The sequence below is a fragment of the Pseudoalteromonas sp. MMG007 genome (assembly GCF_018100985.1).
Lineage (GTDB): Bacteria > Pseudomonadota > Gammaproteobacteria > Enterobacterales > Alteromonadaceae > Pseudoalteromonas.
Window position 1 is genome coordinate 1 of the sequence record NZ_JAGJEI010000055.1, and the last position, 475, is coordinate 475.

Consider the following 475-nt stretch of genomic DNA (forward strand, 5'->3'; position numbering starts at 1 on the left):
TCCGCGATGTCTTACCGCCTTTAAGATGGCGACGCTTGTATCCAATTTGCGCTTTAAGCTTATGTTGTCGCATGATCTTCGCAACACGGTTTACGCTGCATTGCTCGCCTACTTCACGCAAGTCTGCATGTATCCAAGGGCTACCATACGTGCCACCACTGGCTACATAAAACTCTTTAATAAGCTTCAACAAACGATTATCTTCAAGCACTCTATCGCTTAAGGGCTTTTTTAACCACGCATAAAAACCACTTCGATGCAGCTTAAAAAGGCGGCACATCGCCGTGATAGAAAATTCATTTTGGTGATCACGAATGAAGCCGTACTTTACTCGGGGTTGCTGGCAAAGTACCTTGCGGCCTTTTTTAAAATGTCTCGTTCCTCCGTAACACGTTTTAACTCAGCCTCTAATTTGGCGATCTTCAGTTTTTCATCGAATGATTGAACGGATTTAGGTTTATCTGATAATTGGCTT

1 protein-coding gene is annotated in these 475 nt (G+C 43.4%); it reads right to left on the reverse strand.

The window, feature by feature from the left end; translation table 11 throughout:
* A partial coding sequence (locus tag J8L71_RS18395) for an IS3 family transposase (protein ID WP_211001808.1) occupies nucleotides 1-211 on the reverse strand: 211 nt, incomplete at its 3' end.
* Nucleotides 212-475 lie beyond the last annotated feature (264 nt).